General features: G+C 65.7%; 29 protein-coding genes. 17 read left to right on the forward strand and 12 right to left on the reverse strand.

From position 1 onward, the window contains the following. Positions 1-11: 11 nt before the first annotated feature. The gene (locus tag R2770_03630; GenBank protein ID MEZ5279539.1) at positions 12-914 is read right to left on the reverse strand and encodes a GTP-binding protein; all 903 of its coding nucleotides are present in this window, start codon (positions 912-914) and stop codon (positions 12-14) included. Positions 915-1,044: 130 nt separating this feature from the next. Here R2770_03630 and R2770_03635 point away from each other — a divergent pair, with 130 nt between their 5' ends. The 4 genes from R2770_03635 (at position 1,045) to R2770_03650 (ending at position 3,504) form a co-directional block, all read left to right on the forward strand. Beyond that, positions 1,045-1,779, forward strand: a complete 735-nt coding sequence (locus R2770_03635; protein MEZ5279540.1) for a DsbA family protein — start codon at positions 1,045-1,047, stop codon at positions 1,777-1,779. A 6-nt stretch (positions 1,780-1,785) separates the two neighbouring features. Continuing rightward, positions 1,786-2,577, forward strand: a complete 792-nt coding sequence (locus tag R2770_03640; protein ID MEZ5279541.1) for a maleylpyruvate isomerase family mycothiol-dependent enzyme — start codon at positions 1,786-1,788, stop codon at positions 2,575-2,577. A 32-nt stretch (positions 2,578-2,609) separates the two neighbouring features. Further along, positions 2,610-3,212, forward strand: coding sequence for an AzlC family ABC transporter permease (locus tag R2770_03645; GenBank protein MEZ5279542.1), 603 nt, complete (start codon positions 2,610-2,612; stop codon positions 3,210-3,212). A gap of 64 nt (positions 3,213-3,276) precedes the next feature. Then, positions 3,277-3,504: a hypothetical protein gene (locus tag R2770_03650; protein MEZ5279543.1), complete on the forward strand. Its 228-nt coding sequence runs from the start codon at positions 3,277-3,279 to the stop codon at positions 3,502-3,504. 107 nt (positions 3,505-3,611) lie between these two features. Here R2770_03650 and R2770_03655 read toward each other — a convergent pair whose 3' ends face one another. Beyond that, on the reverse strand, positions 3,612-4,373 hold the full coding sequence (locus R2770_03655) for a glucose 1-dehydrogenase (protein MEZ5279544.1): 762 nt from the start codon (positions 4,371-4,373) through the stop codon (positions 3,612-3,614). Positions 4,374-4,435: 62 nt separating this feature from the next. Between R2770_03655 and R2770_03660 the strand changes: the two genes are divergently transcribed. Together R2770_03660 and trxA are read left to right on the forward strand one after the other, a co-directional pair. Next, complete coding sequence (locus R2770_03660; GenBank protein MEZ5279545.1) at positions 4,436-5,572, forward strand: acyl-CoA dehydrogenase family protein; 1,137 nt, start codon at positions 4,436-4,438, stop codon at positions 5,570-5,572. Positions 5,573-5,613: 41 nt separating this feature from the next. Continuing rightward, a complete protein-coding gene (gene trxA / locus R2770_03665) occupies positions 5,614-6,042 on the forward strand; it encodes a thioredoxin (protein MEZ5279546.1) in 429 nt (142 codons plus the stop codon). 100 nt (positions 6,043-6,142) lie between these two features. Here trxA and R2770_03670 read toward each other — a convergent pair whose 3' ends face one another. The 4 genes from R2770_03670 to R2770_03685 form a co-directional block, all read right to left on the reverse strand. Further along, positions 6,143-7,531, reverse strand: coding sequence for an ammonium transporter (locus R2770_03670; protein MEZ5279547.1), 1,389 nt, complete (start codon positions 7,529-7,531; stop codon positions 6,143-6,145). 148 nt (positions 7,532-7,679) lie between these two features. Continuing rightward, the gene (locus tag R2770_03675) at positions 7,680-8,162 is read right to left on the reverse strand and encodes a winged helix-turn-helix domain-containing protein (GenBank protein ID MEZ5279548.1); all 483 of its coding nucleotides are present in this window, start codon (positions 8,160-8,162) and stop codon (positions 7,680-7,682) included. Between the two features lie 169 nt (positions 8,163-8,331). Then, the gene (locus R2770_03680; protein ID MEZ5279549.1) at positions 8,332-9,570 is read right to left on the reverse strand and encodes an acyl-CoA dehydrogenase family protein; all 1,239 of its coding nucleotides are present in this window, start codon (positions 9,568-9,570) and stop codon (positions 8,332-8,334) included. Continuing rightward, positions 9,570-10,958: a 4-hydroxyphenylacetate 3-hydroxylase N-terminal domain-containing protein gene (locus tag R2770_03685; GenBank protein MEZ5279550.1), complete on the reverse strand. Its 1,389-nt coding sequence runs from the start codon at positions 10,956-10,958 to the stop codon at positions 9,570-9,572. The genes R2770_03680 and R2770_03685 overlap by 1 nt, the downstream gene beginning before the upstream one ends. Before the next feature lie 128 nt (positions 10,959-11,086). On the opposite strand from R2770_03685, the gene R2770_03690 reads away from it, so the two are divergent. Further along, complete coding sequence (locus R2770_03690; GenBank protein MEZ5279551.1) at positions 11,087-11,893, forward strand: hypothetical protein; 807 nt, start codon at positions 11,087-11,089, stop codon at positions 11,891-11,893. A 41-nt stretch (positions 11,894-11,934) separates the two neighbouring features. Then, the gene (locus R2770_03695; GenBank protein MEZ5279552.1) at positions 11,935-14,226 is read left to right on the forward strand and encodes a xanthine dehydrogenase family protein molybdopterin-binding subunit; all 2,292 of its coding nucleotides are present in this window, start codon (positions 11,935-11,937) and stop codon (positions 14,224-14,226) included. Here the strand turns inward: R2770_03695 and R2770_03700 are convergent. Both R2770_03700 and R2770_03705 read right to left on the reverse strand, forming a co-directional pair. Next, complete coding sequence (locus tag R2770_03700; protein MEZ5279553.1) at positions 14,195-14,821, reverse strand: TetR/AcrR family transcriptional regulator; 627 nt, start codon at positions 14,819-14,821, stop codon at positions 14,195-14,197. The two genes, R2770_03695 and R2770_03700, sit on opposite strands and share 32 nt — an antisense overlap. A gap of 14 nt (positions 14,822-14,835) precedes the next feature. Then, entirely contained in the window at positions 14,836-15,366 is a 531-nt protein-coding gene (locus R2770_03705; GenBank protein ID MEZ5279554.1) for a MarR family transcriptional regulator, read from the reverse strand. Positions 15,367-15,420: 54 nt separating this feature from the next. Here R2770_03705 and R2770_03710 point away from each other — a divergent pair, with 54 nt between their 5' ends. Genes R2770_03710 through R2770_03740 form a run of 7 tightly spaced genes read left to right on the forward strand, consistent with a single transcriptional unit; the run spans position 15,421 to position 21,758 of the window. Then, positions 15,421-16,650, forward strand: coding sequence for a cytochrome P450 (locus tag R2770_03710; protein ID MEZ5279555.1), 1,230 nt, complete (start codon positions 15,421-15,423; stop codon positions 16,648-16,650). Between the two features lie 34 nt (positions 16,651-16,684). After that, positions 16,685-16,870 (forward strand): (4Fe-4S)-binding protein, encoded by a 186-nt coding sequence (locus R2770_03715; protein ID MEZ5279556.1) that lies wholly within the window; start codon positions 16,685-16,687, stop codon positions 16,868-16,870. Positions 16,871-16,873: 3 nt separating this feature from the next. Beyond that, positions 16,874-17,332, forward strand: a complete 459-nt coding sequence (locus tag R2770_03720; protein ID MEZ5279557.1) for a hypothetical protein — start codon at positions 16,874-16,876, stop codon at positions 17,330-17,332. Next, positions 17,248-18,126 carry a cytochrome P450 gene (locus tag R2770_03725; GenBank protein MEZ5279558.1) on the forward strand — a complete coding sequence of 293 codons (879 nt, stop codon included), beginning with the start codon at positions 17,248-17,250 and terminating at the stop codon, positions 18,124-18,126. The genes R2770_03720 and R2770_03725 overlap by 85 nt, the downstream gene beginning before the upstream one ends. Next, a complete protein-coding gene (locus tag R2770_03730) occupies positions 18,123-19,340 on the forward strand; it encodes a hypothetical protein (GenBank protein MEZ5279559.1) in 1,218 nt (405 codons plus the stop codon). Before R2770_03725 ends, R2770_03730 begins: the two co-directional genes overlap by 4 nt. Before the next feature lie 46 nt (positions 19,341-19,386). Next, the gene (acdA, locus tag R2770_03735) at positions 19,387-20,595 is read left to right on the forward strand and encodes a 3-sulfinopropanoyl-CoA desulfinase (GenBank protein ID MEZ5279560.1); all 1,209 of its coding nucleotides are present in this window, start codon (positions 19,387-19,389) and stop codon (positions 20,593-20,595) included. Continuing rightward, a complete protein-coding gene (locus R2770_03740) occupies positions 20,592-21,758 on the forward strand; it encodes an acyl-CoA dehydrogenase family protein (GenBank protein ID MEZ5279561.1) in 1,167 nt (388 codons plus the stop codon). The genes acdA and R2770_03740 overlap by 4 nt, the downstream gene beginning before the upstream one ends. A gap of 192 nt (positions 21,759-21,950) precedes the next feature. On the opposite strand, the gene R2770_03745 is transcribed toward R2770_03740, so the two are convergent. Genes R2770_03745 through R2770_03755 form a run of 3 tightly spaced genes read right to left on the reverse strand, consistent with a single transcriptional unit; the run spans position 21,951 to position 23,417 of the window. Then, positions 21,951-22,295 carry a thioesterase family protein gene (locus R2770_03745; protein ID MEZ5279562.1) on the reverse strand — a complete coding sequence of 115 codons (345 nt, stop codon included), beginning with the start codon at positions 22,293-22,295 and terminating at the stop codon, positions 21,951-21,953. A gap of 2 nt (positions 22,296-22,297) precedes the next feature. Further along, positions 22,298-22,687: a RidA family protein gene (locus R2770_03750; protein ID MEZ5279563.1), complete on the reverse strand. Its 390-nt coding sequence runs from the start codon at positions 22,685-22,687 to the stop codon at positions 22,298-22,300. A 1-nt stretch (position 22,688) separates the two neighbouring features. Beyond that, complete coding sequence (locus R2770_03755; GenBank protein ID MEZ5279564.1) at positions 22,689-23,417, reverse strand: hypothetical protein; 729 nt, start codon at positions 23,415-23,417, stop codon at positions 22,689-22,691. 46 nt (positions 23,418-23,463) lie between these two features. Between R2770_03755 and R2770_03760 the strand changes: the two genes are divergently transcribed. Together R2770_03760 and R2770_03765 are read left to right on the forward strand one after the other, a co-directional pair. After that, positions 23,464-24,027 carry a VOC family protein gene (locus R2770_03760; GenBank protein ID MEZ5279565.1) on the forward strand — a complete coding sequence of 188 codons (564 nt, stop codon included), beginning with the start codon at positions 23,464-23,466 and terminating at the stop codon, positions 24,025-24,027. Next, complete coding sequence (locus tag R2770_03765) at positions 24,024-24,821, forward strand: hypothetical protein (GenBank protein MEZ5279566.1); 798 nt, start codon at positions 24,024-24,026, stop codon at positions 24,819-24,821. The genes R2770_03760 and R2770_03765 overlap by 4 nt, the downstream gene beginning before the upstream one ends. Positions 24,822-24,854: 33 nt before the next feature. On the opposite strand, the gene R2770_03770 is transcribed toward R2770_03765, so the two are convergent. Continuing rightward, positions 24,855-25,688: an enoyl-CoA hydratase/isomerase family protein gene (locus R2770_03770; GenBank protein ID MEZ5279567.1), complete on the reverse strand. Its 834-nt coding sequence runs from the start codon at positions 25,686-25,688 to the stop codon at positions 24,855-24,857. Positions 25,689-25,735: the final 47 nt, after the last annotated feature.

Below are 25,735 nucleotides of genomic sequence, written 5' to 3' on the forward strand. Positions count from 1 at the left end.
GGTACCCGGGTTCAGGTCTTCGGTTTCAGCTCGATGGTCACGATGTGGGTCGCGGGCGGCCGGTCCATCTGGTCCCATGGTCGCCATGGCGTGAGTGTGGTGCGTCTGCCCACCCTCTGCACCAGCACCGCACGCTCGGGCTCGTCAGCGACCCAGGCAAACCCCTTGGCTCGCACCACCGAAGGAGCAAGCCCCGCCAGCATCTGAAGCAGGGCCTGGCGGTCGATCGGTTCGGCCAACTCGATGGCCCCCCTGCGGAAGGTGAGGTCGGCGGGCGCTGTGTCTACCTCGTGGTGCAGTGTCGCCACCGCGGGCGCCAACAACACGTCGAGCGGCACGGCGGCGTCGCGAGCGGCAATAACCGGTGCCTGGCATCGTTCGCGGAGCCAGTCGGCGACCGCTTCGGGTTCGGGGTGCAGGTCGGTCTTGTTCAGCACCACCAGGTCGGCCCCTCGCAGCTGGTGCAGCACCACATCACCCACGTAGGTGTCGGTGGCCTTCTCGACGACGCTCGAGGCGTCGGCCAGCACCAGCACCCCCTCGAGCCGGAACCCGGGACGATGCCCGTAGGCCGCAACCGACGCCGGGTCGGCGACCCCGCTGGCCTCTATCAGCAGCCGCTGTGGCCTGGGCCGCACTGCATCGATCGTGTCGAGCGCCGCAGCGAAGCCCTCGACCAGGCTGCAGCAGATGCAGCCGTTGGCCAGGGCCAGGGTGGTCTCGCTGCGTTGGTCGATCAACGCAGCGTCGATGTCGATGTCGCCGAAATCGTTGACGATCACGGCGATCGTCTCGTCGGCGTTGACCAGAACGTGGTTGACCAGCGTCGTCTTGCCCGCGCCCAGATAGCCGCCTACCACGGTGACGGCGATCGGGTCGAGGTCGCGACCCTGGTGGCGGCTCGGCGAAGGCATCGGTTCCGATGCTAGGCGCGACGCTGCTACGCAGGGTCGGGCGGCGTTGGGCCCTGAGGCTCAAAAGGGTCCATAGTGGTCGCGGCGGGATGCGCCCGGGCAGCCGGGATCGACAAAGGGGAGCTGTCAGATGAACCAGCCGATCGACACGTCAACGGTCGACTTTCACTTCGACGTCATGTGTCCGTATGCCTACCAGACGTCCAAATGGATCCGCCGGGTCCGCGACCAGATCGACCTGACGATCAACTGGCGCTTCTTCAGCCTCGAGGAGGTCAACCTCAAGGAGGGCAAGAAGCACCCATGGGAACGCGAGTGGAGCTACGGCTGGTCGCTCATGCGCATCGGCGCTCTGCTGCGCCGCACCAGCATGGACGACCTCGACCGCTGGTACGAGATCGCTGCCCGCAGCCTGCACGAAGAGGGCAGGCGGCCCCACCAGCCCGAGGTGGCGCGCCATCTGCTGCAAGAGATCGGCCTGGACCCTGCCCTCGTCGACGAGGCACTGTCTGACCCCACCACCCACGACGAGATCAAGACCGAGCACCAGAGGGTGGTCGACGCCGGAGGTTTCGGCGTGCCGACCCTGTTCTTCGGCGACCACTGCCTGTTCGGGCCGGTTCTGATAAACCCACCCGAGGGCGAGGCGGCCGTTCGGCTGTGGAACGGTTGCCGCGTGGGCCGAGTTCCCAGACCTCTACGAGCTTCAGCAGCCCAAGACCAAGATGCACGAGAAGCGAATCATCGAGTCGTTCAAGCCCTATCTCGAAGCTCGCGACTGGGTCAGCATCAACCGTGGTGTCGAGGTCGCCTTCACCGAAGACGGATTCGACCGCGCCGGTCGTCAACAGCAACATGGGAGTAAGCAGCGATGACCAATCAGCCAAACCAGACGATCGAGAACCTGAAGGCCTGCTGGACCTCGCTCGACGGCCTCGTCGGCCAGCTGGGTCACGACCAGTGGTCCACACAATCACTGTGCCCCGACTGGACCGTCAGGGGTGTCATCGCCCACCTGGGCGGTATCGAGTACATGTTCGCCCAGGACGAACCGGGCGCATGGACCCAGAGCCTGCCGTTCGAGAAGGTCGGCCAGTGGATGTCGCAGGTCGCCGAATTAGGCGACGACGACTTCCTGGCCGCCTACCGGCAGGTCATCGACACCCGGCGGGCCCAGGTCGACACGCTCGGCGACGAGCAGCTCGCCCTGCCCACCCTGACACCGGTGGGCCCCGGCGACTACGGCAGGTTCCTGGCGGTGCGGGTGTTCGACTTCTGGGTGCACGAACAAGACATCCGGGTGCCGCTGGGTATCGCCGGTCACGACTCGGGCCCCGCAGCCGAGCAGGCGATCGACGAGATCGAGAGCTCGTTGGGCTACATCGTCGGCAAGAAGATCGGGCTGCCCGACGGCATGTCGATATCGATCGAACTGACCGGTCCGGTCGAACGCTCAATGCACGTGGCCGTCACCGGCCGCGCGACCCGGGTCGACTCGCTAGACGATCCGTCCGTGGTTCTGCGCACCGACTCGACCACCTTCGCCTTGCTGGCATGCGGGCGCATCGACCCGCAGGGCCCCATCGACCAGGGGCGCATCGCGTGGGACGGCGACGCCGGCTGGGGCGAGACCGCGGCGCGCAACCTCGCGTTCACCATGTAGGCCGTGGCAGCGAATCGACTGCGGTGCCAACGGTGAGCCGAGTGCCCAGGGCCGAGCTGGCAACCCTGGGTTTCACCTACTTCACCGTGGGGGTGACCGTCGCTGTGACCCTTGCCGACCGCGGCGTTCCAGGCCCGCTGCTGGTCACTTCGGCGGTCATCGTCCATTCGGCCACCAGCATCCTGGCCTTCGTCGCCGTGTCCGACGCGGGCGGCGCCACGCTGGCCGGTCTGCTGAGCGGTTGGTTGGTGGCCTCCCGCTTCGGAGTGCTGGCTGCCACCTTGGGAACCAGGCTCGAAGCCTCGCTGCCCGAGCGGGTGGTGGCCGCGCTCAACGCCTTCGATCCCAACGTCGCCATGGCCACGGTTCAGGGTGCACCTCAGGGCGTACGGACCGTCTTTTGGCGCAGCACCGGGGCGATGGTGGGCGGCTGGTACCTGGGGATCGCGACCGGGGCCGTGTTGGGCAACATCCTGGGCGACACCTCCAGATTCGGACTGGACGTGGTGTTCCCGGCGGCGCTGCTGGCGATTATCGGCCCTGCGATGCGGCGCGGCGACGCCATGGTGGCCGGGCTGGCCGGGGCGGGCATCACCATCGCTCTTTCGCCGCGCTGCCTGCCGGGCTTCCGATAGTGCTCAGCGTGGCCGGTGCAGGCGTCGGCGTTGCGTTCGCTCGCCGGAGCGCCGGGGAGACGCAGTGACCTGGACGGCGGCACTGCTGTTGGCAGCCGGCGTGGCCGGCCAGCGCCTGGCCGGAATGTTCGTGGCGGGGGCGTGGCTGGCCCGAAGGCCCACCGCCCGAGCCTTCGCCGACCTCATACCGGTTGCCGTGGTGTGCGGCCTGGTGGCTCAGCTGACCCTGACCCAGGCCGGCAGGTTCTCGTTGGACGCCAGGTTGGCGGGCATGGCGGTGGCCGGCCTGTAGGTGTGGCGGCGGGCCCCGTTCGTGGTGGTGGTGTTGGCTGCCGCTGCCACCACAGCGCTGCTGCGACTGGCCTGACTATCCCAGCCAGCGCTGCCTGGCGCCGATGCTCAAGACATCGTCAGGCCGCCGCTCACCGACAACGTCTGGCCCGTTATGAACCGGGCTTCCTCAGACGCCAGGAACGCCACCGCCGGGGCCACATCGTCTGGCTCGCCCATACGCCTCATCGGAATCGCCTTGGCCAGGGCCGTGCCGAAGTTGGGGTTGCCGAGGTCTTCTGTCAGGTCGTCGAACAGGGGAGTGGCGGTGGGCCCGGGGCACACGACATTGACGGTCACACCAGCCTTGGCGACCTCGCGCGCCAAACTCTTGGAGAAGCTGACCACCGCGCCCTTGGCGCCCGAGTACACCGCCTCGAGCGACGACCCGACCCTGGCGGCGTCGGATGCGATCGAGATCACACGTCCCTGCCGCCGTTCGACCATGCCCGGGACGATGTGGCGGGTCGTGTTGAGTACGCCCCGATAGTTGATGTCGATGATGCGGTCCCAGAAGTCGGGGTCGGTATCGATGAACTGTATGAAGCGATCCCAACCCGCGACGTTGACCAGCACATCGATGTCGCCCAGCGACTCGTTGACCTGGGCCACGGCCGCCGCGACAGCTGCATAGTCTGCGACATCGACGGCGATGCCCATGTGCCCGTCGCCTGGCAACTCGGCCGCCTTGGCCTCGGCCGCTGATGCACTGAGGTCGGCGACGGCGACCTTCAGTCCCAGTTGTGCCAGCCGGGTGCAGATCGCACCACCTATGCCTCCGGCTCCGCCGGTGACGAATGCGACCGATCCCAGGTTCGTCAAGATGCTCATGGTCGGAGCGTAGGATCCGTCGAGCCCCGGGCTCGAATCGAACCGATAGGACACCCACACCAATGATCTTCGATGACGAACAGATGCAGTTCGCCGAGACCGTGCGGGCCTTTGCCAGGGGCAGGCTCAAGCCCCAGTACGCCCGCTGGGAGAACGAGGCCCCCGACTCGCAGTTCATCGCCGAGATCGCGTCTCTGGGCGTCACCGGACTGCTGATACCCGAGGAATACGGCGGGTCCGGCGCCGGGTATGTCGCTTGTGGCATCGCCGCCGAGGAGCTGGCGCGTGGCGATTTCAATGTGAGCAACCTGGTCCAGTTGCCCGCCATCGTCGGCGCCGCCCTTACCCGGTCGGCCTCAGATGATGTCAAGCGCAGGTGGCTGCCCCAGATCGCGGACGGCTCGGTGGTGCCCGCACTGGGCCTGACCGAGCCCGACGCCGGCTCGGATGCCGCGGCCATAAAGACCCGTGCCGACAAGGTCGACGGCGGATGGCTGATCTCGGGCGAGAAGGCCTCGGCCACCTTCGCCGGCTACGCGGCGGCGGCCTTGGTGATGGCCCGAAGCGGGGGCGACGGGCCCAGAGGCGTCACCGCGTTCTGGGTGCCGCTCGACACCGATGGCGTCACACGCCAGGTCTACGACGGTTTCGGGGGCAAGTTCACCGCGCGGGGTTCGCTGGTGTTCGATGGGGTGTTCGTTCCAGACGATCACGTGGTCGGCGAACCCGGTTCTGGGTTCGTGCAGGCCATGACGGCGTTCGACTTCAATCGTGCGGTCATCGGCCTTGCGGCCGTAGGAACGGCGCTGGAGACCATCGAGGAAACGGTCGAGTACACCAAGCAGCGCCAGACGTTCGGGGCGCCGCTGTCGTCGCGTCAGGCGGTCACCCAGCAAGTCGCCGAGCACTACTCGAAGCTCCAGGCCGCCAGGCTGGTCGGCTACCAAACCCTCATGCTTGCCGACATGGGTCGTCCACATACCAGCGAGGCTGCGATGGCCAAGTGGATGGCACCCGCGTGGTCGGTCGAGGCCATCCACGCATGTCTGCGCCTGCACGGATGGGCGGGTTACGGCAACGACATGTCCTTCGGGCAGCGGATGCGTGACGTGATCGGCCTCGAGATCGGCGACGGAACCCCAGAGATCATGAAGGCGATAGTGGCCAGGGGGCTATACGGCACCGCCACCCACCGCTAGAGCCAGATTGAAATGTCCGTACTTATTGGTACGATTCGGGCATGGCCAATCCTGTAGTCAGTTGCCCCAACTGCAATTCCAAGAACCGAGTGCCTGTGGTGTCTGCAGGCAAGGTGCGTTGCGCCAGCTGCAAGGCCGATCTTCCGTGGTTGGTCAACGCTGACGACTCAGACTTCGACGAACTGGTCGCCAAGTCGACCGTGCCCGTGGTGGTCGACCTGTGGGCCGAGTGGTGCGGGCCGTGCCGTTTGGTGGCCCTGGCCCTGCAGCAGCTCGCCGAAGAGCGGGCCGGGCAGATTCGCGTGGTCAAGGTCAACGTCGACATCGCCCGCCGCACCGCACAACGCCTCGAAGCCATGAGCATTCCGACCATCTTGTTGATGGACGGCGGTAAAGAGGTGTCACGACAGGTCGGCGCGGTTCCGATCACCGCACTGCGAACCTGGCTGGACAACTCCCTGGTTTCGTGAGGCCCACACCGGGGCAGAACGCGCCAGGCGCCGGCCACGAACCCAGAGGTCGTGACCGGCGCCTTCTCCCGTTGCCCCGGGCGAGCGCTTGGCAGCGTGGCTACAGCACGTCTGCGTGGTAGCCGGCCGAGCCGTGCTCGAGGACGTCGAGACCTTCGATCTCTTCCTCCTCGGTGACCCTGAGACCGACGGTCTTCTTCAGGCCGTAGAACACGATGCCGGTCGTGATTGCCACCCATGCCACCACGATGATCACCATCAGCAGCTGCATGATGAGCTGATCGAGGCCGCCTCCGTAGAACAGGCCGGCGTCTTCGCGGCCCAGGAAGGCGTCGTCGTACTTGGCGAACAGGCCGATCGACAGGGTGCCCCAGATGCCCACCACACCGTGCACCGACACAGCGCCGACCGGGTCGTCGATGCGCATGTTCTCGATGATCAGAACCGAGAACACCACGATGACGCCGCCGATGATGCCGATCAAGAGAGCGGCCCACGGCTCGACCGTGCCACACGGTGCGGTGATGGCGACCAGGCCGGCCAGGGTGCCGTTGCCGGCCATGCCGACGTCTGGCTTGCCGGCCTTGAGCCAGATCGTGCCCGCGGCGGCGATGGTGCCGCCAGCGGCAGCCAGGATGGTGTTGACGGCTACGAATGCAACGTATTCGTCGGCGGCCAGCTCGGATCCGGGGTTGAAGCCGAACCAGCCGAACACCAGGATCATCACACCCACGATGACGAACGGCGTCGAGTGGCCGGGCAGAACGCGTGGCTTGCCGTCTGCGGTGTACTTGCCGATGCGTGGGCCCAGCATGATGGCGCCCATCAGGGCTGCGATGCCGCCGGTGAGGTGGACGATCGTCGAGCCTGCGAAGTCCGAGTAGACGGCGTCACCGATCGACATCCCGGCGATGAGGCCACCGCCCCAGGTCCAGTGGACCACCACGGGGTAGATGATGCCGGTCATGAAGGCGCCGAAGATCAGGTACGACCCGAACTTGGTGCGCTCGGCCATGGCACCCGATGCGATGGTCACGGCTGTAGCGGCGAACACGACCTGGAAGAAGAAGAACGTGGCGATGGTGAGGTTGCCCACACCGCTGCCGCCGTACTCGAACAGCCCCGAGCTGGACCCGAGGAAGAACAGGTCGGTTCCGAACCAGTCGTTTCCGCCGCCGAAGGCGATGGCGTAGCCCATGATGAAGAACATCACCACGCCGATGGCGAAGTCCGAGAGGTTCTTCGCCATGATGTTGGCGACGTTCTTGGCCCGGGTGAGGCCCGCCTCGACCAGGGCGAAACCCGCCTGCATCAAGAAGACGAGGATGCCGGCGATGAACACCCAGATGTTGTCGACGACCGCCTGGACGGCGTCGGCGGCTGCGGTGTCCTCTTGGGCGGAGGCAGGCTCTGCCAACAAGAGCATCAAGAGCCCAAGTAGGAATCCTGCTCCCAACAGTTTGCGGGCGATGCCCGACGTTCGTCTCATTTCTGGTTTCTCCCGGTGGTTGTTCTGGGTATGGCGGCGCACCGTAGGAGCGTCGCGTGGCCGGACGATTCCGAGGCCGTTAACACAACGAGGCTCCTATCTGATGCGAATCTGAGGCCGGCTGGCGGGGTTCCATGTGGCCGGTCCATCACCCGGCGCGCAGCATGTAGCCGCGGCGCCGTACGGTGACGATGTCGATGCCCAGCGGTTCGACGCGCAGGCGTAGGCGGTGGATAGCGGCATCCAGGCGGTTGCGGTCGCCATCGCCTGCCGGCCAAACGGCCGTCATAAGCGACTGGCGCGACACCACCTTGGACTCGCGTTCCAGCAGGGCGGTCAGCAGGTCGGCTTCCAGCGGAGGCAGCACCTCGACCTTGTCGCCGACACGCACCGTGCCGTCGCCCAGCTCGATGGTCAGGGCGCTTCCGTTGAGGGCCGCGTGCCGCTGAGCGAGCGTCTGGAGGCGCAGTTCGACGTCTTCGTCAGCGGCGGGCTCCCTGACCCAGTCGTGTAGTGGGTTGGAGCACAAGGGGCCCTCGACCCCGGAACCGACCATGAACAGCGTCGGCTGATCGCGGCTCAGGAGTTCGGCGGCGCGGTCGGGCTCCCAGTCCAGCGTCTCGACTTCCATGCCGACACCGAACTAGACCCATGTTGCGTCAGTGTTTCGTCGACATGAGATGCCGCTAACACGCGCTTTCGCCAATCTGTCGGTGTCGCGTCCGCCCCGCCGAATCTGGGGTCGGATAGTGGTCGCCGGCGGCTCGAATCCGACCCCAGATTCGGAAAAGGGGACGGCTTCAGCTGCGGGCGAAGTCGCTGAACGGGAGGTCCTTGTCGACCCTCGGCTCGCCAGGCAGGCCCAGAACCCGTTCGCCGACGATGTTTCTCTGAATCTCATCGGTGCCACCGGCGATCGACAGGCCGGGAACCGATAGCGCGATGTTGGTCACCAGGCCACCGCGCGGGGCATCGGGGCCCGCCAGCTGGCCTGCGGGCCCCAACACCGCCAAGGCCAGCTCGCGCCAGGCGCGCAGCAGGCGCACGCTGGCCAGCTTGCCCAGCGATACCTCGGGCCCGGGCAGCCGACCCGCCGCGGCTGCGGCGGCCGAACGCAGAGCCGTGTAGCGCGAAATCTGGAACCACGAGTAGATGCGGGCGGCCTCTTGGCGGATCACGGCATCGTCGTTGCGCCGGGTGTCGCCAATCAACTCGACCAGCAGGGCCCAGGCCTCCGATCCCCTGGGCATCCAGCCCCCGGTTCCGTCATCGACCTGGCCGCTGGCATAAAGGCCCGCAGGCACCGTCAGGTCGAGGTCGCCCTGGATACCCGATTCGGCCTCGGGGTCGAGCGAGCTGCGCTCGTAGGACAGCAGCCGCAGGGTGACGCCCCAGCCGTGATTAACCTCGCCGATGAGGCTGTCGGCCTGCACCACGGCATCGGTCAGGAACACCTCGTTGAACTCGGCATCGCCGGTCATCTGCACCAGGGGCCGAACCTCGACGCCTGGCTGATCCATCTCGATGACGAAGAAGCTGAGACCGCGGTGTTTGGGCACGTCGGCGTCGGTGCGAGCCACCAGAATCGCGCGCTCTGCATAGTGACCGCCCGATGTCCACACCTTCTGGCCGTTGACGATCCACTGATCGCCATCACGAACTGCACGGGTGCGTAGCCCGGCCAGGTCCGAGCCCGCTCCGGGCTCGGAGAACAGCTGGCACCAGATGTCGGTTCCGTCGACGATGCCCGGCAACCAGCGCCGGCGCTGCTCTTCGGTGCCCAGCTCGAGCAGCATCGGGGCGACCATCATCGTGGCTATGCCATGGGGAGGCCCATAGGCGCCGGCCTCGTGCAGTGCCTGTTCGACCTGGGCGGAGATCTCGGGCGACAGGCCCCGCCCGAACCACTCGGTGGGGTAGTGGGGGAAGCCCCAGCCCGAGTCGGCCAGCAGCCTCCACCACTGGCCCAAAGGCATCTCTGGGTCCCAGTTGTCGGCGATCCAGCGGCGGGCCTCGTCTATGTGTGACGTGTATTGCATCAGTGACCGGCCCCGTCACCCAGGCCCGCGATTGCGAGCGCCTTGGCCTTGGCGGCGTCCATGTCGTAGTGCTTGCGGGTCACTATCCGCTGGGCGTAGAGGCCTCCGCCGGCCTGGATGTTGGTGACGAACTTCCAGCCGCCGTAGGCGTCGGCGGTGAGGTCGCGGATCGTGTGCATCAGATGCGACCGGTATTCGCCACTGATGTCTGGGCCCGTCGACATGTACTTGGCTGCCAACTCGCCCACTTCCTCGTTCTCGAAGTCGGCGGGCGCGGGTGCGGTGAGCACTGCACCGCCCGCTATGTCGTGGACATGGCGAACCATCTGGTTGTAGTTGGCCGCCGCATGGAACTTGCCCGCGTTGACGTAGAGCTCATTGGGGAAGGCGGCACCGTCGGGGCCGATGTTGCAGTTTGCGATCGCTGCTTCGAGGGTCGATCGGATCAGGGTGGCGTGGATGATCATCTCGGAGATCTTCTCCTTGATGTGGCTGATGCCCGCTGTGCCGTTCGCCTCTGCAACCAGCTGCGCCAACCCGACCAGCTGGTCTGCCTCCTCGACGAACGCCGATAGGCCACCGAGGCGCTCCCACAAACCCAGCGAGTGGGCGAAGATGGCGGCGTAGGCGGTTTCGCCGTCGAGGAACACACGCTCGGTGGGCACGAAAACGTCGTCGAAGATCACGAACCCCTCTGGGTAGTGGTACCTGGACGACACCGGGAAAGACCTGGCGTCCTCGTGGCGCGGAGCGTAGGTGGTGTTGATGATCTTCACACCTGGTGCGTTCACCGGCACGATGCAACCGATCGAATAGTCCTCTTCGCCGGCCTTCATCGCCTTGGTGGGGATGGTCAGCAGGTCGTGGCCGAACGAAGCGCCGGTGATGTGGAGCTTTGCACCCCGGATGATGACGCCATCGCTCTGGCGGTCGACGACGTGTACGTATGCGTCGGGGTCGGTCTGCTTGGCCGGAGGCAGGCTGCGGTTGCCCTTGGCGTCGGTTATGCACTGGGTGATTCGAACATCGCGGCGCTGGGCGTCGTCGATGTAGGCCTCCATCCGCTCGATGTAGTCGGGTTTGACCCCGTCCATGCGACCGGCCGCGGTCTTCAGGGTCTGTATCGAGGTCGAGGTGACGTGGGCCATCATGCCGGCTTCGTGCAGCATCGGAATGAGCGCACGCAGATCGTCGGCCGACCTCGGCACACCCAGCAGCGGGCTGGTGGCATCGGGTGCCGGGTCGTAGTGCAGGTCGTAACCCTTGGCGGTGAACTCGACGGTCTGACCCAACAGGGGATGACCGGCGAGGTCGTGAATGCGTTCGCCCTCGAAATAGGTGTGGCGACCGTCGTCCAGTGAGTCTTTGTATTGCTGTCCCGTCAGCACTGTTGCCCCCTGTTGCGCTCGGCCATCCGTTCTACCGCGCCCGGAGGTCTCAGACTCAATAGGCCCGGGCGATTGTGGCGGTGGAATACTGTTGGCCGGTCCACACCCGTCGATGCGAGGAATCTCACATGGCCCTTAGCGACGAACAGCGGCGAGAGGCGGCTCAAGCCCTCTTCGACGCCGAACTGACCCGCAACTGGTGCAAGCCCCTGACCCTGGCCTACGAGGGTGCCGACATCGAAGACGCCTACGCGGTCGGCCAATACGTCACCGACCTGAAGGTGGCCTCCGGACGCCAGATAAAGGGCCACAAGGTCGGCCTCACGTCCAAGGCGATGCGGTCGTTCACCGGCGCCAGCGAACCCGACTACGGGACGATCTTCGACAACTGGTTCCTCGATGAGGGCACCAGGGTTCCGGCCAGCATCCTGAACCGGGCCGCGGTCGAGATCGAGCTGGTGTTCGTGCTGAAAGACGACCTGGGCGGGCCTTCTGTCAATGCGGTCGACGTCATCAGGGCCACCGATTTCATCCTGCCCGCGATCGAGGTGGTCGACAGCCGCTACGGCGAGCGCGGGCTGCCCGGTGTGGTCGACTCGATCTCCGATGCCGCTTCGTGCGGGTTCATCATGGTGGGTGGCAACCCGGTCTCGCTTCTCGATGTCGACCCTCGTGCAGTGTCGGGTTCGCTCTACATCAACGGCGAACTCGAGCAGTCGGGTGTGGCGTCGGCGGTCATGGGAAATCCGGTCAATTCGGTGGCTTGGCTGGCCCGCAAGCTCGACGAGTTCGGCGTATCGATGGAGGCGGGCCATTCGATCCTGTCGGGTTCGTTCATCAAGGCGGTGCCCATCTCGGTGGGCGACGCGATACTGGCCGACTTCGGTCCACTGGGGCAGATCTCTTTCGGGGTCTACGACGACTCGGCCAACTGAGGTAGGTCCGAACACTCCATCTACGGCAAGGGTTTGAGTTTGTGAGCTCCATCCTCGGCAACAACGTCATCCGACGAGAGGACCCCAGGTTCTTGACCGGCGCCGGCACATATGTGGCCAACCTGGTGCCCGAGGGGGCCGCCCATCTCGTGTACGTACGGTCGACGGTCGCGCACGGCACCATCGTCGAACTTGACGTCGAAGAGGCGCGCAAGGCACCCGGTGTGCTGGGCGTGTTCACGGGTGCCGAGGTGCGCTCGGCGCTGGGCGACGCGCCCAAGACCCTTCCGATGTTCCCCGACACTCTGGTCAAGCCGTTTCTGGCCGTCGACCGGGTTCGTCACGTTGGCGAGCCCGTCGTGGCCGTTGTAGCCGAGACGGTCGCACAGGCGGTCGACGCCGCCGAGTTGGTCTTCGTCGAGTACGACTTCCTCGACGCCCTGGTCGACCCCGAGGCCGCCATCGACAGCGACGTCTTGTTGCATCCCGAGCACGGATCGAATGTCTTCAACACGATGTCGTCTCAGACCCAGGCCGACTTCGCCGACTGCGAAGTGGTCGTCAGCGAGCGCATAGTCAACCAACGCCTGACCGGCGCCCCCATAGAGCCCCGCTCGGGTATGGCCACGTGGACAGACGACGGCCGCCTGGTTCACCATTCGGCCTGTCAGGGCGCTCACCCGACCAAAGCCTTGTTGGCGGGCATCTACGGGCTAGACCCTGCCCAGGTTCACGTGATCGTTCCCGACGTTGGCGGCGGGTTCGGCGCCAAGTCGCGGACTTATCCAGAAGAAGCGGTTCTGGGCTGGTACTCCAAGCAGGTCGGGCGGCCGGTTGCCTGGACCGAGTCGCGCACCGAGAACGTGCAGGCGATGCCCCAGGGCCGTGGCCAGATCCAGTACGCGACCATCGGTGGCACCCGGGACGGGTTGATCACCGCCTACCAGCTCGATGTGGTGCAAGACATCGGCGCTTACCCGCTGATAGGCGCCGTGCTCGCGGGCATGACCCAGCGCATGTTGACGGGCACCTACGAGATTCGCAACGTCGGATTCAACGCGACCAACGTTCTCACCTCGATGCCCAGCGTCACGGCCTACCGCGGCGCGGGCCGCCCCGAGGCGGCCGTGGCCATCGAGCGCATGATCGACCGCTTCGCAGACGAGATTGGCGTCGACCCTGCCGAGGTACGACGCAAGAACATGGTTCCCAGGTTCACCGAGCCGTACCAAACCGGCATTGGAACGACCTACGACGTGGGCGACTATCCCGAGGCCTTGCGGCTGGCGCTGGAAGCCGTCGACTATGAGGCTGTGGTGGTGCGCCAGGCGGCGCGACGGGTGTCGGCCGACCCGCGGTTGCTGGGCATCGGAATCGGCATGTACGTCGAGATCACGGCTGGTGCGCCCGGGTCCGAGTACGGCTCGGTCGAGCTGCGCCCCGACGGATCGGTCGTGGCCCGCAGCGGTGCAACGCCGTTCGGGCAGGGACACGACACGACCTGGGCAATGATCGTCGCCGACCGCACCGGAATCGACATCGAGCGCATCGAGGTGGTTCGGGGCGACACCGACCTGGTGCCCCGCGGCGCCCTGACGGTGGGGTCGAGGTCGGTCCAGGTGGGCGGTTCGGCTCTGGCTGCGGCATCGGCGCAGTTGGTCGACGCAGCCAAGGAGAAGGCGGCCAGCCTGTTGGAGGCCGCGCCGGGCGATGTTGCCCTAGACACCGATTCGGGTCGGTTCCACGTCGTCGGAACGCCCGCGGTTTCGGTGTCGTGGGACGACGTTGCCGCTTCGCTGGCCGACTCGTTGATCGAGGAACACGACTTCGCCGCCGAGATGCCGACCTTCCCAAGCGGCTGCCATGTGGCGGTGGTCGAGGTCGATCGCGATACCGGCGGCGTGCAGGTGCTGCAGCTCGTCGCCGTCGACGACGCCGGCACGGTCTTGAACCCCATGCTGGTCGACGGTCAGGTTCATGGCGGCATCGCTCAGGGTGTTGCCCAGGTACTGTTCGAAGCCATCCAGTACGACGACGACGGCAACCTGGTGACCGCCGGATTCATGGACTATCTGGTTCCGTCTGCCGCCGAGATGCCTTCGTTCCAGCTCGTGCATCTGGAAACACCCACATGGGTCAACGAGCTCGGCGCCAAGGGAGCCGGCGAATCGGGCACCATCGGCGCCATCCCTGCGGTCTACAACGCTGTCATCGATGCTGTGTCGCACCTAGGGGTGCTGCATCTCGAGACCCCCATCACTCCACAAAAGCTGTGGGCGGCCCTGCATCACAGCCCGGGCGTCAGCTCGACTGCTCGAGGTGGTCGGACATGACCCATGCCGCAAGCGCATGGGCCAGCATTTCGGCCAGCCGGTCATAATCCCAGCCGTCGCCGGCCTGCATCGACACGAAGAGCCCGTCTGATGCCGCCAACGTGAACCTCGCCAGGTCTCGACTCAGGTCGGCTTCCCCGGGAAGCTGGCGCAACCACCACCGTTCGAGGATCTCGAGCATGCGCGCTCGCACCGCCAAGAACCTGCCCCGCGCCGAGGTGTCGACCACCCGGTGCTCGAGCGTCAGCATCAGGCCCAGCCGCCAGAATTCGGGATTCGACGCCATACCCCTGATGTTGGCCGCCATGCGCTCGGCGAGGACCTCGCCCAGGTCGGCATCAGACGCGGAAACAGACCAGCGAGGCATGCCTGCCAGCCATCGCTCGAAGCTCGACTCGATCACCTCGGCGAACAGGGCGTCCTTGTTCTCGAAGTGCCAGTACACCGAACTGGCAGGCAGGCCCGAGCGCTGCGACACCATCGAAATAGATGTCCCGTCATAGCCGAGCTCGTTCGCCAGCTCGAAGGTGGCCGCCAGAATCCGCTGCCTCGACTCTTCGCCTCTGGCGTTGGGCCGGCTGGTCTTGCGGGTCATGGCAACGATGGTAGCTACGGTTGCATCTTCGCCGGTCTGACGATCACCGAGTGGAGCAGCTTGGCCAGCAGGTTTATCTCGTCTGGTTCGAGGTCGCCGAGCAGGTCGCACATCAATGAGTTGAACCCGGGATAGATGCGCTCCATCTTGGCGGCCCCGGCGTCGGTGAGCGAGATCGTCCGGCGGCGTCCGTCGGTCGGATCGGCTCCGGAGCGCACCAGGCCCTGCTTCTCGAGACCTTTACGGACACCGGTGACGGTTCCCTGGGTTATGCCCAACTCGGCGGCCAGTCGCGACGAGTCCATCTCGCCGAACACCCAAAGCACCCACAGCACCGAGAACGCGCTCCACGAGAGTTCCTCCGGCAGGAACACCTCGCGCTCGGCAGAGCGAGACACCACGGTGGCGGCCCGATAGAGGTTGGAGATGGCGTACTGCACCTCCATGTCGACGGGCTTGCCCGAAAGTCGCTGGCGGATGTCGGCCTCGGCGGCCTTCACCGCCTCTGGGTCGTACTCGTGAGGCACGACAAGAGTGGAACCCACTTGAAGCGCCCGTGTCAACGAATTACTTTGGTCCCAAAGTAATTGGGGGTAATGATGGCCGTCGATGTCACCAGCGCAGACCAGTACCGCGTTGGTATCCCACACGATCAGTTCGCCGCCATGCGGGCCACACCGGGGCTCACCTGGCACCCCTACCTCGATTCGGGCTTTTGGGCCGTCACCCGGCACGCCGACGTCAAAGAGGCCTCCAAGCGCGCCGACGTGTTCTCGTCGGGCATCGGACACACCAATCTGTGGGATCTCGAGCCAGACGCTCTCGAGGCCCGGCGCTCGATCCTCGACACCGACGCGCCCGACCACACCAGGCTTCGCCGCCTGGTCAGCAAGGCGTTCACCCCCAAGGCCATTCGCTCGTGGGAGGAAACCACCAGGCGGATAACCATCGAACTGCTCGATGAGTATCTGGCCGCAGGCGGGGGAGACTGGGTCGACATGGTCGCAGCTCCGCTGCCGATCCGGGTGATCCTGACCATCCTCGGCGTGCCCGTCGAAGACGCCGACTATCTGGTCGAGATCTCCAACTATCTGGTCGAGGGAACCAGCGATTCGCCCTCGCTGCCGGCCGACGCTTACGGAAACACCACCGAGCTGCGGTTGTTGCCGTTCCAGAGCCCAGCCAGCCACGCCCTGTTCGAATATGGCGAGCGGTTGGGTGCCGACCGGCGGGCCAATCCGCGCGACGACATGGTGACCCTGCTGGTGCAGGCCGAGGACGAAGGCGACAGCCTCAGCCACAACGAGTTCCGCAACTTCTTCCACGCGCTGGTCTTCGCCGGCAACGAGACGACCCGCACTGCGATCACCCACGGGGCGATGGCCTTCGCCGACAATCCCGACCAATGGCATCGCGTACTGGCCGATGCCGAACTTATCGACACCGCCACCGAGGAGGTCATCCGCTGGGCCACCCCGGTGCTGCACATGCGGCGCACCGCCGCGGTCGACACCGAGCTGGCCGGAACAGCCGTGGCCGCCGGCGACAAGGTGGTCATGTGGTACATCTCGGCCAACCGCGACGACGCGGTGTTCGACGACCCGTTCACTTTCGATGTGGGCAGGGTCGACAACCCGCACCAGGCCTTCGGTGGAGGCGGTCCACACTTCTGCCTAGGCGCGTTCCTGGCCCGCATGGAGGTGCGGGTTCTGATAGACGAGATGCGCAAGCGCAAGATGGTGCTCGAACCCAGAGGTGCGGCCGTGCGGGCACCTTCGAACTTCGTGCACGGGGTTCTGTCGGTCGAGATGGGAGTCAGCAGTGTCTGAACAAATCGGTTCCGAACAACCGAGGTTGGTCCGGGTGGCCATCGACGGTGACGTATGCATCGGTGTCGGCCAGTGCGAGTTGCTCGAGCCCGACGTCTTCGAACTCGATGAAGACGAGGGCTTGGCCCACACCAAGGGTGAGGCGATGTTGCCCGCCGACCGAGCGGCCGTCGTTGTCGACAAGTGCCCCAGCGGCGCCATTTCGATTGTGTCCGGCTGAACCATGACCGCCACAGCCGATCGTCAGCTCACCCCGGTCGACCTTGCCGATCCGGAGCTCTACGCGCATGGGATTCCCCACGAGGTGTTTGCCCAGATTCGCGCCATGCCAGGGCTGGCGTGGAATCCGCTCTCAGACGGTGACGGCTTCTGGGCGGTAACCCGCCACAGCGACGTCGTGGAGGTGTCTCGTGACACCACCACCTACTCGTCGGCGAAGGGGCACATCCAGATCTACGACATCGACGAGGACGCCCTCGACGCCCGCGCTTCGATGATCGACATGGACCCGCCCAGGCACACGCGGCTGCGCAGGCTGGTCAGCGCAGCCTTCACCCCAAACATGTGCTCGACCATGCCGATGCCATCCGGGCCCGCGTGCGCGACTGCCTCGCTTCGATCGCCGCCGACGGCGGTGGCGACTGGGTGTCTCGGGTCGCCAAGCCCATTCCGGTGTCGGTGATCTGCGACATCATGGGGGTGCCCGAGGCCGACCACGACTACATGATCGAGCTGTCTGATCACCTGGTCGCCGGCACCTCCAACGAACCGCTCGACCCAAGCGCCTACGGCAACACAACCGATCTGCGGCTGCTGCCCTTCAACAGCCCGGCGGCCCATGGCATCAACGAATACGCCCGAGAGCTGGGCGAGCAGAGACGTCGCGAACCGGGCGACGACCTGGTGACCAAGTTGATCAACGCCGAGATCGATGGCGAGCGGCTGACCGACAGCGAGTTCGCCAACTTCTTTCGGCTGATGATATTTGCCGGCAACGAGACAACCCGTTCGGCCATGGCTCACCTCGCGGTCGACCTTCACCGCTACCCCGACCAGTTCGCCAAGGTCGGCGCCGATCGCACGCTGCTGGATCAAGCGGTGGAGGAGGTCATCAGGTTCTCGTCTCCGATCCTCTACTTCAGGCGCACGGCCATGACCGACACCGTCTTGTCGGGCACTCAGATCGCAGCGGGCGACAAGGTAGTCATGTGGTATTCGGCGGCCGACTTCGACGAGGCCGTCTTCCCCGATCCGACGCGCTTCGACGTCTCCCGACCCCTTCGCCCTGTCAATGTTGCGTTTGGCGGCGGCGGCCCGCATTTCTGCCTGGGCGCTTCGCTGGCCCGCCTCGAGCTGGGAATCCTCATCGACGAGATCCTCAACCATCGATTGAGAGTCGAGGTTTTGTCCGATCCAGAGTTCGTGCTCAGCAACTTCGTGAACGGAGTCGAGTCCTTGCAGGTAGCCGTCTCTTGACCACCGAAGCACTCGACCTCTACGACTCACCCGTCGCCGGCACATCGGCCAGCGTCGCGGCGTGGAACCGGGCCTGGCAGGCGTTCGGCGAGTTCAAGGGCGACCCGTTCGCCGAGTTGGCAGACGCGAATGCCTCCGACGACGGGTTTGCGATGGGTTCGGTGTTCGAGGTCGTCTACACGGTGCTTGCAGGCTCTCGCCTGGACGCCCCGTCGCTGCTGGCGTCCCTGGAGCGCGCCCGCGCCCGGGCCACCAACCGGCGAGAGCAGCTTCACCTGCAGGCCGCCGAGCTGCTGGTTGTGGGCGAGTTCACCACCGCGGCCGAGGCTTGGGATTCGATAGCTGCCGCCAGCCACGACTTCGCCGCGGTGCGCTACGCACACGACATCTACCTGCATGTGGGCGACAACGAACGCAGGCTGCGCTCGTCGACGGCAGCGATCGACGGGTGGCAACCCGACCAGGCCGGCTATGGGCTGTTGCTGGGCCAGTACTCGTTTGCGTTGTGCGAGGCCGCTCACTATGACGAGGCCGAATCGACCGGCCGGCTCGCACTGCAGATCGAGCCTCGCGACCTGTGGGCCAGGCACGGTCTGGCTCACGTGTACGAGATGCGCGACCAGACCGCCGAGGTACTCGCTCTGCTCGACGGTGCCGACTCCGTCTGGCACGACCAAGACATGTTGTCGACCCACGTGTGGTGGCACCTCGCCGTGAGGCTCATCGTGGCCGGCGACCACGAACGGGCGCTGCAGATCCACGACGATCTGGTGCCGGTTGCCACGACCGCCTTTCGGCTTTGCGATCTGTCGTCGCTGTTGTGGCGTCTCGAGCTGGCAGGGGTCGATGTGGGCGAACGCTGGGTGCTCTTGGCCGATCGTTGGAGCGAGGTCGCCGAGATACACACGTGCGGGTTTCTCGATTTGCACGCGGCCCTGGCTTTTGGACGGGTCTCCGATCACCCCGGAGCACATCGGTTCCGCGACGGCCTGGCCCAGTCGCACCCGGAACCTCGAAACGAGATCGGTCGCACCTTCAGCGAGGTTGTCAAGCCGATGGTCGCCGCGATCGAGGCCTACTGCGTTGGCGACTTTGCGGGTGCAGCCAATGGTCTGGCCACCATCGAATCGCGATCGCACCGCATCGGGGGCAGCAACGCGCAGCGCGACCTGCTGAACCTGACCCACAGATCGGCATCGGCCCAAACGAACTAGGCGTCGGGTACCAGACGCTGGGCACCCGGAGCGACAGGAGACTGAAATGAACTGGCAACTGAGCGATCGGCAACTCGAGTTGCAGGCCCGGGCCCGCCAACTGGCGAACCAGGTGATCGCCCCGCGAGCAGCCGAGGTCGATCGCACCGAGGAATACCCCTGGGACAACGTCGCGGCCCTGCAAGAGGCCGGCTTCACGGGCATGACCGTGCCTGTCGAGCTGGGCGGCCCGGGTCACTCGTTCCTCGACGCTGTTCTGGTCATCGAGGAGATGGCCAAGGTCTGCGGTGTCACCGGTCGTATCGCGGTCGAGTGCAACATGGGCGCCATCTCGGCGATCATCGCCTATGGCACCGACGCTCAGCGCAAGCTGGCCGCCGACATGGTCCTGGCGGGCGACAAGCCCGCGATCTGCATAACCGAGCCCGAAGCCGGCAGCGCGGCTTCGGAGATGACGACACGGGCCGATCGGCGCGGCGACAAGTACATCGTCAACGGCAAGAAGCACTGGATCACCGGCGGCGGTGTCTCGAAGCTGCATCTGATCTTCGCCCGAGTGTTCGACGAAGACGGCACCGAGCTGGGAATCGGTGGCTTCATCGCCGTGCGCGACGAAACCCCCGGGCTGACGTTCGGCTTGCGCGAGCCGACGATGGGGCTGCGCGGCATCCCAGAACGCGAGGTGATCTTCGAGGACATGGAGGTCGACCAAGACATGGTGCTGCTGCCCCCGTCGGGCTTTCGCCGTGGTTTCGCCGACCTCATGAACGCGTACAACGCTCAGCGGGTCGGTGCCGGAACCGTCGCCATCGGCTTGGCAGCTGGCGCGTATGAACAGGCGCTCGACTTCGTCAAACAGCGCGAACAGTTCGGCCGACCGATAGCCGAGTTCCAGGGGCTGCAGTGGATGCTGGCCGACATGTCGGTGAAGCTCGAGGCCGCGAGGTCGCTGATGTACCGGGCGGCGGCATCGCGGGGGCCCGACAACAGCCCGTTCCCCGATCCTGCCATGGCCGCCCAGGCGAAGATCTACGCAGCCGAGGCCGCCCAGGAGATAGTCAGCGACGGCCTTCAGGCCTTCGGCGCGGCCGGCTACTCGCGGCGCAACCCGCTCGAGCGCATGTACCGCGACGTGCGCATGTTCACTATCGGCGGCGGCACCGCACAGATCCTGCGCACGGTGGTCGCGTCGCGCATACTCGACATGAAGCTGCCCCAGAACCGTGGTGGATTCGTACCCAAGGAGACCTCGTGAACCAAACGGCGGAAGACTTCGAAGACATCAGGGTCGAGGTCCGAAGGCTGTGTGACAGATACGGCAACGAGTACTGGCGGGGCCTCGAACCCGATCGTTACCCCGAGGAGTTCGTCACCGAGCTGGCCAGTCAAGGCTGGTTGGGGTCGCTGATCCCCGAGCAATACGGCGGCGGCGGGCTGAGCTTGGCGGGTGCGTCGGTGATCCTCGAGGAGATCTCTGCCAGCGGTGGCAACCCCAGCGCGTGCCACGCCCAGATGTACGTGATGGGCACCGTCTTGCGTCACGGCTCGGACGAGCAGAAGAACAAGTACCTGCCCAAGGTCGCGGCCGGAGAACTGCGCCTACAGGCATTCGGTGTCACCGAACCCACCGCTGGGTCAGAGACCACAGCGATTCGCACCAGGGCGGTGCGCGACGGCGACACGTGGAGGATCAACGGCCAGAAGATCTGGACCTCGCGAGCGCAGTACTCGGACCTGATGGTGTTGCTGGCCCGCACCACGCCCGCCGAAGAGGTCGAGAACCGGGTCGATGGCCTGTCGGTGTTCCTGGTCGAGATGCGCGATGCCGACGGCCAGCTGATTCCCGGGCTCACCATCAACCCGATTCCCACGATGATGAACCACAGCACCACCGAGGTCTTCTTCGACGACGTGGTGATACCCGCAGATGCCTTGATCGGCACCGAAGGCAAGGGTTTTCGACACATCCTCGACGGGATGAACGCCGAGCGCATCCTGATCGCATCCGAATGCATCGGCGACGGTCGGTTCTTTCTCGATCGCGCGTCTCAGTACGCGAACGAGCGCCATGTGTTCGGCCGCCCAATCGGCATGAACCAGGGAGTCGCGTTTCCGCTGGCCAAGGCCTACGCCCACCTCGAGGCTGCCAACCTGATGCGCTGGAAGGCCGCGAACCTGTTCGACGCGGGCGAGAAGTGTGGAGCCGAGGCCAACATGGCCAAGATGCTGGCCTCGGAGGCATCGTGGGAGGCCGGCAACGCCGCGGTCAACACCCACGGCGGCTTCGGGTTCGCCGTCGAGTACGACATCGAACGAAAGCTCCGCGAGACGCGGCTGTATCAGGTGGCACCAATCAACAACAACCTGGTGCTGGCCTTCGTCGCCCAGCAGTGCCTGGGGTTGCCCAAGTCGTACTGACCTCCACCGGTGTGCCACCGGCGCCCCCTCCGAGGTGTCTGTCCCTAGCGCCCCTATCGGGGCGCCGGGACGGCACACCTCGGGCGACGGCGGCCACGACGGTCGAAGCGGGCTGTCGCAGCGCCCCGATAGGGGCGCTGCAGACAGACACTTGGCGGACGTACGGGAGGACGGGTCGGCGGAAGGTGGGGGTCAGCCCACGATGAAGCGTTGGTGGGTGCCTTCCGACACGAGCTTGTCGCCACTGGTGACCTTCACGTCGAACACCAGTCGCTTGCGATCGACTTCGGACAACACCGCGTCGATCTGGATGTCGTCGCCGCTGGCCACAGAAGCCGCGTGGCTGACACACACGTGAATACCCACGGTGGTCTGGCCCTCGGGTAGGTGAGGCTGCACACCGAACAGGCACGTGCCCTCGATGAGGCGGATCATGTCGGGGGTCGACAACACCTTCATCGGAAGGTGTGGCGGCGACATGTCGTCGGTGACCGTGTAGGTCTGGCTGTTGGTGAGCCCAGGTTCGATCGCGGTCATGTTCAATCCTCCACGTAGGCGACGAAGGTGCAAGAGATCAGCACCTTGCCGCCGGTGTCTGGCACCTGCAGGTTGTGGCGTGCCGGCCTCGACTGAGGGTCTGGGAAGAACCGTTCCCAGGGGCCGTTGAGGGCGTTGCGGCTGGCGACCGGGTCGGTGACGTAGAACGTCATCTTGGCCATGTGGTCCCAGCTTGCGCCTGCGGCCTCGAGCATCTTGCCCACGTGGGTGAACAGGTTGTCGATCTGTTCCTCGAGGGTGTCGGGAACCGACCGACCTCCGGGGTTGAACGGGGGAGTGATGCTGGACATGACGAGCGGGCCCACGCGGGTTGCCGCGGGAATGGGGTTCGAGTGCTCGAACCCCTCGATGTCGATCGAGCGGCGCGCCATGTCAGTAGGTCTCCCCGCGCTCGGCCAGCCACGCCTCGAAGTCGGGCCAGTTCTCCTTGGCCAGCGGGAAGTAGCCCTCGAACGACAGCCCGCTGCGAACCTTCTCGATCGCGAACTCTTCGCGCAGTTCCATCTTCCACGAGGCGTCGGCGACCTCCTCGACCATGGACGGAGGAATGACCACGGCACCCTCGTCGTCGCCCACGATGATGTCGCCGGGCAGCACGGTGACGCCTGCGCAGGCGATAGGCACCTGATGGTCGAGCGGCACGTGCAGGCGCCCGAGAGTCGATGCATGCGACGACTGGTGGTACACGGGCAGGTTCATGTCGCGGATGGCGGGGGTGTCGCGCAGTGATCCGTCGGTGATCACCGCCACCGCACCCAGCTTCTGGGCCCGCATCGCGAAGATGTCGCCAATGGTTCCGGCGTCTGGCTCGTTACGGGCCTCGATGATCAAGACCTCGTCTGGCACCACAGAGTCGACCGCCACCCGCTGGGCGTTGAAGCCCATCACGGACGGAATGTCGGGTCGCGCCGGCACATAACGCAGCGTGTGGGCATAGCCGATGATGCGCTGGCCGGGATGCAGTGGCTTGAGCCCGGACAGGAAGCAGTTCTGCATTCCTCGGCCCTGGAGTTGGCTGGTGATGGTGGCGGTCGATACCCGGCCGAGCTTGCGGCGGAGGTCGTCGGTCAACTCGATGGGGCGCGGAGGGGTGTAGCTCATGGTGGCTGAGACTACTCTGAAGCAGCACGGAGCAAGGGAGGACACGATGCCGCGAGCAACGCCGGTTCGTCCGCTGGGGATCAATCACCTCGTCCTGAACGTTCGCAACATGGACGAGTCTCACCACTTCTGGTGCGACCTGCTGGGTTTCGAGCACGTCGGGACACTCGACAGCGAGCACAGGATGCAGTTCTACGGAACCGTTCACGAGGGTGGTCTTCATCACCATGACTTCGCCCTGGCAGAGGTTCCGACGCTGCCCGAGCCGACCCAGAAGTGGAGCATGTTCGGTGGCACCTCGGCCATCGGCCACATCGCCATCACCTACCCCGATCGCGAGTCGTGGCTGGAACAGGTCGAGTTCTTGAAGGAGAACGGGGTGCCGATGAACCTGCGCCTCGACCACGGCATGACCCACAGCATGTACGTCAACGACCCCAACGGGTACGGCGTCGAGGTGCTGTACGAGCTGCCGCGCGAGGTCTGGGAACACGACATAAACGGGGCGCTCAACCACGCGGTGCCCTACCCCGAGGACCAGATCCTCGAGGACAACACCGACTACACAACCGATTTCCAGCCCCGCGACCGGGCTCGCGACCGGGCTTGAGCGAGTATCCGCCGCCCGGCCACTTGCTCAGCAGCCTGGGCCTGGCCAGCTATGGCCGCGAAGACGGCTTCGTGGTCACCGAATCGAGGGTCGATCCTTCGCTGCTGACGCTGGTGCCCGGCACCCCACCCGGGTTGGGCGTGCTGGCGCCCATGGTCGACATCGGCTCGGCATCGGCGGCGCGGCGCCACCTGGGCGACGAGTGGATAGTCACGTCCGACATGTGGGTGCACGAGATGGCGCCCATCGACATCGGCTCGGCCGAGCGTATTTCGATCGTCGCCTGGGACCTGCGCATCGGCAAGCGCTCGTTGGTCATCGGGTGCGAGGTGGCCCAGGGCGAACGTGAGATCGCCACCGGCACCCTCGAGTTCACCCGTATCCGGCGCGATGCCTCGCCGTTCAAGGGACGCGAACTCGGCACACCCGGAGCCCCGGTGCCCATCGGGTCTGGCCCGTTGCTCGATGTAGATCTGGGTCAGGTGCTGCAGTTCGAATACGGCGCAGACTCGGTGGGGTTGTCGCGCCACGCCAAGGTGGCCAACAGCGTTGGAACCCTGCAGGGCGGCGCCATCGCCATGCTGGCCGACGCGGCCGCCGTGCATCACATGGGCGGTGGGCGTGTGGTCGACCTGCACTTCAGGTTCTTGGGTCAAACGGGCGAAGGCCCAGCGGTTGGCAGGTGCCGCACAGTGCGCAGCGACTCGGCGGGCGCCACGGTGTCGGTCGAGATCGTCGATGCTTCGGCTGCAGACGCCCTGGTGGGCTGGGCCATCGTGAGGGTCGAGACCTGACCGTCGGTCGTGCGAGTGCCCTAGCGGCTCGGCTCAAAGACCGGGCCAATGGGGCGGGCGCTTCTCGACGAAAGCCCGGCGAGCCTCGGCGGTGTCGCCTGTGCCGCTGCACATGATCTGGGTGCGGTTCTCGAGGTCGATGGCGTGACGCAGCGACGGAGCGTCGAGCGTCTGCCACATCGTCTCCTTGGTCATCCACGTGGCGAACGCCGAGTTCTCGGCTATCGCCCTGGCCGTTGCGACAGCCCTCTGCACCACCTCGCCGTCGTCGACGACGTCGATCACCAGGCCCAGATCGGCGGCCTCGGAGCTGTCGAAGATGCGACCGGTCAACAACAGCTCTGCCGATCGAGACGCGCCGACCAGCCTGGGCAGGAAGTAGCTGGTTCCCATGTCGCAGTTCGACACGCCGATCTTGATGAACACGGCGCCGAAGGTCGCGGAGCGCGCCGCAAAGCGGATGTCGCAGGCCAGTGCCAGCGCAAAGCCGCCGCCAACGCACGGTCCGTTCACCGCCGCGATCCAGGGCTTTCGCGATCGATGAATCGCCTCGTTCAGCGTTGCGATGTGGTCTTGAACCATGAACCCGTGGACGGTCGGCCGTGTGCCTTGTGAGCCTGGCGGGTGGCTGTTGTCGCCCTGAAGGTCCAGGCCGGCACAGAACCCACGTCCGGCGCCGGTGACGATGACCGCTCGCAGGTCGCGGTCGAGGTCGACCAGTCGAACCAGCTGGGTCATGTCCTCTATGAGACCGGCCGTCATGGCGTTCAGACGCTCGGGCCGATTCAGGGTGACCAAGACGATGTTGTCGTCGGCAGGCATCACCTGGATGTGCTCGAACGGGGGCAGGTCGTCGAAGAACGTCATCGGTTCAGTTGAACACACGCGGCCCCAAGCAGCGACAATGGAGCCGG

Source organism: Acidimicrobiales bacterium (genome assembly GCA_041394185.1).
Taxonomy (GTDB): domain Bacteria; phylum Actinomycetota; class Acidimicrobiia; order Acidimicrobiales; family Poriferisodalaceae; genus JAAETH01.

Excerpts from the sequence above, each read along its gene's own strand:
- R2770_03690 (MEZ5279551.1), top strand. The coding sequence starts at position 11,087 with ATGGCCCTTAGCGACGAACAGCGGCGAGAGGCGGCTCAAGCCCTCTTC.
- acdA (MEZ5279560.1), top strand. The coding sequence starts at position 19,387 with ATGAACTGGCAACTGAGCGATCGGCAACTCGAGTTGCAGGCCCGGGCC.
- R2770_03755 (MEZ5279564.1), bottom strand. The coding sequence starts at position 23,417 with ATGAGCTACACCCCTCCGCGCCCCATCGAGTTGACCGACGACCTCCGC.
- R2770_03760 (MEZ5279565.1), top strand. The coding sequence starts at position 23,464 with ATGCCGCGAGCAACGCCGGTTCGTCCGCTGGGGATCAATCACCTCGTC.
- R2770_03655 (MEZ5279544.1), bottom strand. The coding sequence starts at position 4,373 with ATGAGCATCTTGACGAACCTGGGATCGGTCGCATTCGTCACCGGCGGA.
- R2770_03745 (MEZ5279562.1), bottom strand. The coding sequence starts at position 22,295 with ATGACCGCGATCGAACCTGGGCTCACCAACAGCCAGACCTACACGGTC.
- R2770_03710 (MEZ5279555.1), top strand. The coding sequence starts at position 15,421 with ATGGCCGTCGATGTCACCAGCGCAGACCAGTACCGCGTTGGTATCCCA.
- R2770_03640 (MEZ5279541.1), top strand. The coding sequence starts at position 1,786 with ATGACCAATCAGCCAAACCAGACGATCGAGAACCTGAAGGCCTGCTGG.
- R2770_03635 (MEZ5279540.1), top strand. The coding sequence starts at position 1,045 with ATGAACCAGCCGATCGACACGTCAACGGTCGACTTTCACTTCGACGTC.
- R2770_03680 (MEZ5279549.1), bottom strand. The coding sequence starts at position 9,570 with ATGCAATACACGTCACACATAGACGAGGCCCGCCGCTGGATCGCCGAC.
- R2770_03660 (MEZ5279545.1), top strand. The coding sequence starts at position 4,436 with ATGATCTTCGATGACGAACAGATGCAGTTCGCCGAGACCGTGCGGGCC.
- R2770_03630 (MEZ5279539.1), bottom strand. The coding sequence starts at position 914 with ATGCCTTCGCCGAGCCGCCACCAGGGTCGCGACCTCGACCCGATCGCC.
- R2770_03750 (MEZ5279563.1), bottom strand. The coding sequence starts at position 22,687 with ATGGCGCGCCGCTCGATCGACATCGAGGGGTTCGAGCACTCGAACCCC.
- R2770_03720 (MEZ5279557.1), top strand. The coding sequence starts at position 16,874 with ATGACCGCCACAGCCGATCGTCAGCTCACCCCGGTCGACCTTGCCGAT.
- trxA (MEZ5279546.1), top strand. The coding sequence starts at position 5,614 with ATGGCCAATCCTGTAGTCAGTTGCCCCAACTGCAATTCCAAGAACCGA.
- R2770_03700 (MEZ5279553.1), bottom strand. The coding sequence starts at position 14,821 with ATGACCCGCAAGACCAGCCGGCCCAACGCCAGAGGCGAAGAGTCGAGG.
- R2770_03770 (MEZ5279567.1), bottom strand. The coding sequence starts at position 25,688 with ATGACGTTCTTCGACGACCTGCCCCCGTTCGAGCACATCCAGGTGATG.
- R2770_03670 (MEZ5279547.1), bottom strand. The coding sequence starts at position 7,531 with ATGAGACGAACGTCGGGCATCGCCCGCAAACTGTTGGGAGCAGGATTC.
- R2770_03675 (MEZ5279548.1), bottom strand. The coding sequence starts at position 8,162 with ATGGAAGTCGAGACGCTGGACTGGGAGCCCGACCGCGCCGCCGAACTC.